The organism is Bradyrhizobium sp. NDS-1 (assembly GCF_032918005.1).
Taxonomy (GTDB): Bacteria; Pseudomonadota; Alphaproteobacteria; order Rhizobiales; family Xanthobacteraceae; genus Bradyrhizobium; species Bradyrhizobium tunisiense.
In genome coordinates this window covers 5,332,519-5,340,755 of record NZ_CP136628.1, presented here as the reverse complement: position 1 = coordinate 5,340,755, position 8,237 = coordinate 5,332,519, and the positions used below count along the sequence as shown (strand labels likewise).

Sequence of the window (8,237 nt, the reverse complement as noted above, 5' to 3'; positions counted from 1 at the left end):
CGGATTCAGGATGCGGATTCGCGGGGCAGCATTGGCGGTCGGGCTGGCAGCGTCCTGCATCGTCTCTGCGCGCGCCCAGTCGATCAATCCCGGCGTGATCCAGAACGACATTGACCGGCAGCGCCGGCAGCTCGAGCAGCAGAGCGCGCCGCCCAAGCTCACAGGGCCGGCGGTGGTCGGCGGTGAGCGGGAAAAATCCCAGCTTCTGAAGCCGGGCGGGCCGAAATTCCGCCTGCGCAAGATTACGTTCGACGAGTCCAAGTTCATCACTCCGGCGGAGCTGGATGAGATCGCGAAGAAGTATGTCGGCAAGGACGTCGACATCGCCTCGCTGTTGCAGCTCGTTGCCGACATCAATGCGGTCTATGCCGCGCGCGGCATCGTCACGGGCATCGCGACGCTGCCCGAGCAGGACGCCAAGGGCGGCGTCGTCCGCGTCAAGCTGACCGAAGGCCGGCTGCAGAAGACGACCGTCGAGGGCAACAAGCAGACCCGCACCGACTACATCCTTCAGCGCGTGAAGGAGCCCGAAGGCGAGGTCCTCGACGTTCCCAAGCTCAACCGCGACGTGATCTGGTTCAACCGGACCAACGACGTGCAGATCAAGGCGCTGCTGCAGCCCGGCACGAGCTTCGGCCTCACCGACCTCCAGCTCGCGGTGATCGAGCCGCCGGCTGACACCTTGCAGCTCTTCACCGACAACCAGGGCCCCGAGAACACCGGGCGCTGGGAAGGCGGGGCCTTCTACAAGCGCCACGGCCTGTTCGGCGTCGACGACCGGCTGACCTTCTACGGCGTCCGCTCCGACGGCAATCTCAACGGCAATGTCGCCTACAGCATCCCGGTCAATCCCTGGGGAGGCCGCGCCGGCGTCAGCTATACCGAGGGCAAGATCAAGATCATCCAGGGTCCGTTCGTCGCGCTCGACGTGACCGGACGCTCGAGCCAGGCCGCGGTCAATTTCAGCCAGCCGGTCTGGGTGACGCAGGACTGGCTGGTGCTGCTCAACGCCGCCTTGACCGAGGGCAAGACGGTCAGCCGCTTCTCCACGGTTGCCGTCACCGACGACCATTACGACAAGACCACGGCGGGCGTCTCGGTGACCAAGTCCGGCAATACCTATTCGATCACGGTCTCGCCGGCGGTGAATTACATCGCATGGCACGACTACGTGCTCGGCAACAACCGCGCGTTCCACACCTATACCGGTTCGCTGATCGCGACCAGCGCCGCGGGCCCGGCCAATTTCAGTGCCAATTTACTGGCGAGCTGGCAGTACACGCAGGAGAAGCTGCTGCCCGGCAGCCAGATCTTTTCGATCGGCGGTCCCACCACGGTACGCGGCTATCCCTCCAACGCGGCGTCCGGCGACAGCGGTTATTATTTCAACGCCGAGCTGCATTACAATTGGTCTCAATGGCTCAGGGGTTTCGACACCTACGTCTTCACCGACTGGGGTGCGGTGTATTCGACCTTCCCGGGCGTCACCGAAATGGCCTCTGTCGGCGTCGGCTTCTCCTGGACCTATGCGCCGTTCATGACGTTCGAGGCGAACTACGCGACACCGCTGAAGATGGCGGTGTCGACCCAGAACCGTTACGAAGCCTATGGCCGCGTCATCTTACGACCGCTGCTGATGTTCCAGAAGCCGGAGCCACCTGCGCCCGTCGCCGCGGTGGCCGGCAGGAGCAAGTCGTAGGGGGAGGCTGCGTCGCACTCGCCGTCGGCGTTGCGAGCGCAACTCTCTCGCCGTCATTGCGAGGAGCCCTTGCGACGAAGCAATCCAGAGTCTTTCCGCGGAAGGATTCTGGATTGCTTCGCTTCGCTCGCAATGACGGAGGATGGAGTGCCGCTGGCGTCTGATGTTCGAGCTTGAGGCGCCGCTCAATCAGCGCTTCAACGTGAACTCCGCCGCCCCGCGCCGGTGTTCCCATTTCGCCTGCTCCAGCTCGGGCTGGTCGCATTCGATTTCCGGATAGCCGACGCAGAGATAGGCGACGAACTTCCAGGTATCGGGCACGTCGAGAATGACCTGGATGCGATCGGGATTGAGGATCGACACCCAGCCGACGCCGATGCTCTCGGCGCGCGCGGCGAGCCACATCGCGGTGATTGCGGCGACCACGGAATACTCCGTGGTCTCCGGCATGGTGGCGCGGCCGAGGCCGTGACCGATGTCGCTGGCCTTGTCGGCGAACACCGCGAGGTGGCCGGGCGCTTGCTCGAGGCCCGACAGTTTCAGCGTGGCGTAGCGCGCGGCGCGTTCGCCCGCATAAGAACCCAGAGCGTCGGCGTTGCACGCCCTGAAATCGTCGGCCACGGCGCGGCGCCGTGCAGGGTCGTCGACGACGACGAAGCGCCAGGGCTGGCTCAGGCCGACCGAGGGCGACAGGCACGCGGTCTCGATCAGGCGATCGATCGCGCCGGCCGGAAGCGGGTCAGCTCGGAAGCGGCGCACGTCGCGCCGCCACACGAACAGCTCGCGCAACTGCCGGCGGAAGGTATCGTCGAACTCGACCATGAGCTAGCGTCCCATCTGGAAGGCGGCCGCCACCAGCAGGATCAGGATCTCACCTAGCTGCTCGAACGCGCCGAGGATGTCGCCGGTCTGTCCGCCGATTTGACGGATGGCAAGCCACGCCAGCATCAGGCCTGCAAGCGTCAGCAGGATCAGGCTGCCCAGCGCCTTGCTCGGCCCTAACGCGAGAGCGAGCGTGAGCGTTCCAAGTGCGAGCGCAAGCGCAACGCTGCGACCCGGCGGCGCTCCCGCACTCGCCGAAAGCCCGTCCGGCCGCGCCGGAGGTACCAGCGACATGAAGGCCGGCACGCCCGCGCGAGCAGCAGCATGCGCGGCGCACAGCGCCAGCATGACGGCGAATGGATCGGCGATCGTCGCAAGCGCGCTCCAGCGCAGGCCGATCGACAGGATCAGCGCGCAGACGCCATAGGTGCCGATCCGGCTGTCGCGCATGATCTCGAGCTTGCGCTCGCGTGTCCGCCCGCCGCCGAGCCCATCGGCGGTGTCGGCAAGCCCATCTTCATGGAGCGCGCCGGTGATGAGGGCGGTCGTGGCCAACGCGAGCAGGGCGGCAACGTTCGGCGTCAGTCCGAAACGGCTGGCGATCGTGTAGACCAGTGCGCCGGCAAGGCCGACCAGCAGCCCCGCGACGGGAAGGGCCCATGTGGCCCGCGCAACGGCGCCGTCGCCCGCAGGCTTCGACGATCCCACAGGGAGGATTGTCACGAACGATGCGGCCATCCTGAGATCGGCAATGATGTGTTTGAGAAACTCGATACCCGGTGTCATTTCAGCTTCATCGGCAGGCCGGCAACGACGAACTCGACCTCATCGGCAACGGCCGCTATCATCTGGTTCATGATCCCGGCGGCGTCACGGAAGCTGCGGGCCAGCGCGTTGTCGGGAACGATCCCGAGGCCGACTTCGTTGGTGACGAAGACGACGGGACTTTTCAGACGGGGCAGGGTGCCGGCGAGCTCGCTCACCTCATGTTCCCAATCACGTTGTTCATGCATCAGGTTGGAGAGCCACAGCGTCAGGCAATCCACCAGCCTCGCGCCGCCGCCATCGGTTGCGACCAGGACATCGACGAGATCGAGCGGCACCTCGCGCTCGATCCAGTCGCTTCCGCGACGCGCGCGATGCCTGGCGATACGCTCCTCCATCTCGGTGTCGAGCGCCTCAGCCGTCGCCACATAGACGGGCTGGCCGGGAAAGGCGCGCGTGCGCATTTCCGCACGCTTGCTCTTGCCCGATCGCGCTCCGCCCGTGATCAAGATGACGGCCATCAAACTCTCCTGTGGGCCTGACTAATCACCAAACGCAGCCAAAGACAAAGCCGAAATCAGGCGGCTGGGGGCTTGCGCTCGCGCCTCGCTTTGCGCAACAGGGGCGGGACAGGAGGCGGGTGTGGACTTTGCGGGCGCGATGGTGGTGGCGATGGCGGTGGATGCCCTGCTGGGCTGGCCGTCGTGGCTGTTCGCGCGGATCGGGCATCCCGTGACCTGGCTGGGGCGGCTGATCGGCGCTGTCGATACCGGCTGGAATCGCGCGGCCGATCCGCCGGCTCTTCGCCGGGGCGCGGGCGTTGCCGGCGCGCTTCTCGTGATCGCGCTCTCCGTCGCACTCGGCTGGATGCTTCAATCCTTGCTGCCCTTGGGCTGGATCCAGATCGTGGTGATCGGCATCCTGGCCTGGCCCCTGGTCGCGTCGCGCTCGCTCCATGATCACGTCGCCGCCGTCGCGCATCCCCTGATGGCTGGCGATATCGCTGCCGCGCGCGAGGCGGTCTCGCGCATCGTCGGCCGCGATCCCGCGGCGCTCGATGAAGCCGGCATCGCGCGTGCGGCGATCGAGAGTCTCGCCGAGAACGCCTCCGACGGCATCGTGGCGCCCGTGTTCTGGGGTGCGCTGTTCGGATTGCCCGGGATTCTGGGTTACAAGGCGATCAACACGCTGGACTCCATGATCGGCCATCGCAGCGAACGTCATGAAGCCTTCGGCTGGGCCGCGGCGCGCATCGACGATGTCGCAAACTTCATTCCGGCGCGGCTGACCGGATTTCTGTTCGTGCTGCTGGCACCGCGGCGATCCGATGCGCTGTCCTGCATGACGCGCGATGCGCGCCGTCATCGTTCGCCCAACGCCGGCTGGCCGGAAGCGGCCATGGCAGGCGGGCTCGGTGTGCGGCTCAGCGGCCCCCGGATCTATCACGGCAGCGTCACCGACGAGCCCTGGCTGAACGAGGGCGCGCGCGATCCGCGTGCTGCCGACATCGGCGAGGCACTGACGGTCTACCGCCGCGCCATGCTGCTGCTCGCAGGCCTGCTTGCGATCCTGGCCTTCGCGTGAAACAACGAGGCATGCGCGAGCACGGTGGAAATCTGGATCAGGCCCAGCAGCGTTTTGGCGGACGCGCGGAGGATTGGATCGACCTCTCGACCGGAATCAACCGGTTGCCTTATCCTGTGGGAGAGGTGGGTTCGCGCGCCTGGAGTGCGCTGCCCTCGCGCGACGAGATCGACGCCTTGCATCAGGCCGCGCGGCACGCGTACCGCACGAGCGCGCCGATCGTCTCACTTGGCGGCGCGCAGGCGGCCATCCAGTTGCTGCCGCAACTCGCGGCCCCCGGCCGCGCGCGCATTCTCGCGCCGACCTATAATGAATATGCAGGCGTATTGTCGGCTGCAGGCTGGGACGTCCAGGAGGTCGGGGAGCTCGACGCGCTGGCGGGCGCGGATCTCGCCATCGTCGTCAATCCCAACAATCCCGATGGCCGGTGTCATTCGCCGGAGGGTTTGCTGACACTGCTGCCGCGCGTCGGCCGTCTCGTGATCGACGAGAGCTTTGTCGATGCCACTCCGCAGCTGTCGCTCGCGCCGGAAGCGGATCGGCAGGGGCTGCTGATCCTGCGCTCGTTCGGTAAGTTCTATGGCCTTGCCGGACTGCGGCTCGGCTTCGCGCTTGGCGGTGGGGCTGATGTGGCCAAGCTCGCGGCGGCTTCGGGGCCATGGCCGGTCTCAGGTGCAGCGATCGCGATCGGTTGTCGCGCGCTGCACGACGATGCCTGGGCCGAGGCCACGATCGCGCGGCTTGCGCGCGACTGCGTTCGTCTCGACGAGATGGCGCGCGCGCAGGGATGGCGGTTCGTCGGCGGAGCGTCGCTGTTTCGTCTCTACGAGATGCCCGACGCACGTGCTGCGCAGGAGAAGCTGGCGCATGGCTATATCTGGTCGCGCGTGTTCGCACAAAAGCCGACATGGTTGCGCCTCGGCCTTCCCGGCAGCGAATCCGACTGGTTGCGCCTCGCCGAGGTCCTAGCGCGCTAGCGCCAGCAGGCCTTCGACGTCGAGATGCTTCTCGATGTGGTCGGCGAGGGCATCCAGCGCGCTTTCGACCCTGGTGTGATAGGGCTCGTTGCCCGCGGGAATGTCGAGCTTTGCCAGGAATGCCCTGCGAAAATCGTCCGACGTGAACAGGCCGTGCAAATAGCTGCCCTGCACGCGTCCGTCGCGCGAGATCGCGCCTTCCGGCGCGCCGTTCAACGTTGCGAAGGGACGTGCGCGATCCGGCCCGTCGGTGCGGCCGATGTGGATTTCGTACGCTTCGATCGGCTGCCCCGTGGCGGCATGTACGGCCGCGACACGTGTCAGCGTCTTCTGCGGGCTCATTGCCGTCGCCACATCCAGCAGCCCAAGTCCTGGCGTGTCGCCCGCGGGACCTTCGATACCCTCGGGGTCGGCGACGCTTCGGCCCAGCATCTGATAGCCGCCGCAGAGACCGAGCACGTGGCCGCCCCTGCGGTGATGCGCGAGCAGATCGATGTCCCAGCCTTGCGCGCGCAGGAACCCGAGGTCGCCACGAGTCGATTTGGACCCCGGGATGACGACGAGGCGGACGTCGCCGGGAATGGCTTCGCCGGGACGCACCATCACGAGATCGACGCCCGGCTCGAGCTTGAGCGGATCGAGGTCGTCGAAATTGGCGATCCGCGACAGCGCGAGGCACGCGATCTTGCATTGACCGGGTCTTCGCGAGTCGGTCAGGCCCAGCGCGTCCTCGGCCGGCAGCTCGCCGGCACGCGCGAACCAGGGTAGCACGCCAAGGCCGCGCCAGCCGGTTTTCGTTTTGATTAGCCCATAGCCGTCCTCGAATAACGTGGGATCGCCGCGGAACTTGTTGATGACGAAACCCTGGATCATCGCGGCATCGTCGGGGGCGATCACCGTCTTGATGCCGACGAGCTGGGCAATGACGCCGCCTCGGTCGATGTCGCCGACCAGCACGACCGGTACGTCGGCCTTGCGGGCAAAGCCCATATTGGCGATGTCGGACTTCCGCAGGTTCACTTCTGCCGGGCTGCCGGCGCCTTCGACGAGGACGAGGTCGGCGCGCGCCTTCAGCCGCTCAAAACTCTCCAGCACAGCGCCCATCAGCGACGGCTTCATCGCGGCGTAGTCGCGTGCCCGCGCGGTCGCAATGCGCTTGCCGTGCACGATGACCTGCGCGCCGACATCGGTCTCGGGCTTCAGCAGCACCGGGTTCATGTCGGTGTGCGGCTCGACGCCGGCGGCGAGCGCCTGCAGCGCCTGGGCGCGGCCGATCTCGCCGCCATCGACGGTGACGGCCGCGTTGTTCGACATGTTCTGCGGCTTGAACGGAAGCACGCGCAGGCCGCGCTGCGTGAAGGCGCGCGCGAGGCCGGCGACGATGAGCGATTTGCCCACGTCAGAGCCGGCCCCCTGGATCATCAATGTGCGCGCCATCGAATTCAGAACTCGACGCCGGCCTGCGCCTTGATGCCGGAGCGGAAGGGATGCTTGACCAGCGTCATCTCGGTGACGAGATCGGCGATCTCGATCAGCTCGTCTTTGGCGTTGCGCCCGGTGAGGACGACATGGGTCATCTCGGGCTTTTGCGTCGTCAGGAATTCAACGACTTCGGCGATATCGAGATAATCGTAGCGCAGCGCGATGTTGATCTCGTCGAGCACGACCATGCGCAAGTTCCCATCGAGGATCAGCTGCTTGGCCTTCTCCCAGCCGGCGCGGGCGGCGGCGATGTCGCGGGCGCGGTCCTGCGTCTCCCAGGTGAAACCTTCGCCCATCGCGTGGAACTGGCAGAGGTCGCCGAAATGGCCGGTGAGCAGGCGTCTTTCGCCGGTGTCCCAGGCGCCCTTGATGAACTGCACGACTGCGCAGGGGAAGCCATGGGCGACGCAGCGGACGATCATGCCGAAGGCCGAGGAGGATTTGCCCTTGCCGGCGCCGGTGTGGACGATGATCAGTCCCTTTTCGCCGCTCTTGGTCGCCATGATCTTGTCGCGGGCGGCCTTCTTCTTCGCCATTTTCTGGGCGTGCCGGGCGTCGGTTTCCTCGGTCGTTGGGGTCTCCGGTTCAGGCGTCATCGGTCCCGGTCCTTCGGCTTGACAAGAGGCGGCCACCGGCAAATGGTGGCCCGGCGTTGGTTCCTGTCCTATGACAGGCGAAGAGGGAATGCGATAGGGTCCGAATCGGCAAGATTTGGGTCCAAACTGCAGCCGCCCCCGCGACCGTGACCGGAGAGATGCCCAAAGCCACTGATTCCTTGCGGAATCGGGAAGGCGGGGATCGAAGGGCAAAACCCTGCTCCGCAAGCCGGGAGACCTGCCAGCGCGGACGAGTTTTGGACCGGCGGACGGGGTGTTCCGCGACGGGGAAACGGGCCTTGTGAAGAATGG

Annotated in this window: 8 protein-coding genes and 1 riboswitch; of the genes, 3 read left to right on the top strand and 5 right to left on the bottom strand. The window is 66.2% G+C overall.

Annotated elements, in window-relative coordinates; genetic code table 11:
* The first annotated feature begins 10 nt into the window (after window positions 1-10).
* A complete protein-coding gene (locus tag RX330_RS25055) occupies window positions 11-1,699 on the top strand; it encodes a ShlB/FhaC/HecB family hemolysin secretion/activation protein (RefSeq protein ID WP_317240240.1) in 1,689 nt (562 codons plus the stop codon).
* Window positions 1,700-1,888: 189 nt separating this feature from the next.
* Here the strand turns inward: RX330_RS25055 and bluB are convergent, their stop codons facing one another.
* Genes bluB through cobU form a run of 3 tightly spaced genes read right to left on the bottom strand, consistent with a single transcriptional unit; the run spans window position 1,889 to window position 3,807 of the window.
* Complete coding sequence (gene bluB / locus RX330_RS25050) at window positions 1,889-2,521, bottom strand: 5,6-dimethylbenzimidazole synthase (RefSeq protein WP_317240239.1); 633 nt, start codon at window positions 2,519-2,521, stop codon at window positions 1,889-1,891.
* A 3-nt stretch (window positions 2,522-2,524) separates the two neighbouring features.
* A complete protein-coding gene (cobS, locus tag RX330_RS25045) occupies window positions 2,525-3,307 on the bottom strand; it encodes an adenosylcobinamide-GDP ribazoletransferase (protein WP_317240238.1) in 783 nt (260 codons plus the stop codon).
* Complete coding sequence (gene cobU, locus RX330_RS25040) at window positions 3,304-3,807, bottom strand: bifunctional adenosylcobinamide kinase/adenosylcobinamide-phosphate guanylyltransferase (RefSeq protein ID WP_317240237.1); 504 nt, start codon at window positions 3,805-3,807, stop codon at window positions 3,304-3,306. Before cobU ends, cobS begins: the two co-directional genes overlap by 4 nt.
* A gap of 121 nt (window positions 3,808-3,928) precedes the next feature.
* On the opposite strand from cobU, the gene cbiB reads away from it, so the two are divergent.
* Together cbiB and cobD are read left to right on the top strand one after the other, a co-directional pair.
* Window positions 3,929-4,870 (top strand): adenosylcobinamide-phosphate synthase CbiB, encoded by a 942-nt coding sequence (gene cbiB, locus RX330_RS25035; protein WP_317240236.1) that lies wholly within the window; start codon window positions 3,929-3,931, stop codon window positions 4,868-4,870.
* Window positions 4,871-4,881: 11 nt separating this feature from the next.
* Window positions 4,882-5,847: a threonine-phosphate decarboxylase CobD gene (cobD, locus tag RX330_RS25030; protein WP_317240235.1), complete on the top strand. Its 966-nt coding sequence runs from the start codon at window positions 4,882-4,884 to the stop codon at window positions 5,845-5,847.
* Here the strand turns inward: cobD and RX330_RS25025 are convergent.
* Together RX330_RS25025 and cobO are read right to left on the bottom strand one after the other, a co-directional pair.
* Window positions 5,836-7,284 (bottom strand): cobyric acid synthase, encoded by a 1,449-nt coding sequence (locus RX330_RS25025; RefSeq protein ID WP_317240234.1) that lies wholly within the window; start codon window positions 7,282-7,284, stop codon window positions 5,836-5,838. The genes cobD and RX330_RS25025 overlap by 12 nt on opposite strands.
* Window positions 7,285-7,289: 5 nt before the next feature.
* A complete protein-coding gene (gene cobO, locus RX330_RS25020) occupies window positions 7,290-7,925 on the bottom strand; it encodes a cob(I)yrinic acid a,c-diamide adenosyltransferase (RefSeq protein ID WP_317240233.1) in 636 nt (211 codons plus the stop codon).
* A 40-nt stretch (window positions 7,926-7,965) separates the two neighbouring features.
* A riboswitch (cobalamin riboswitch) is annotated at window positions 7,966-8,186 on the top strand.
* Window positions 8,187-8,237 lie beyond the last annotated feature (51 nt).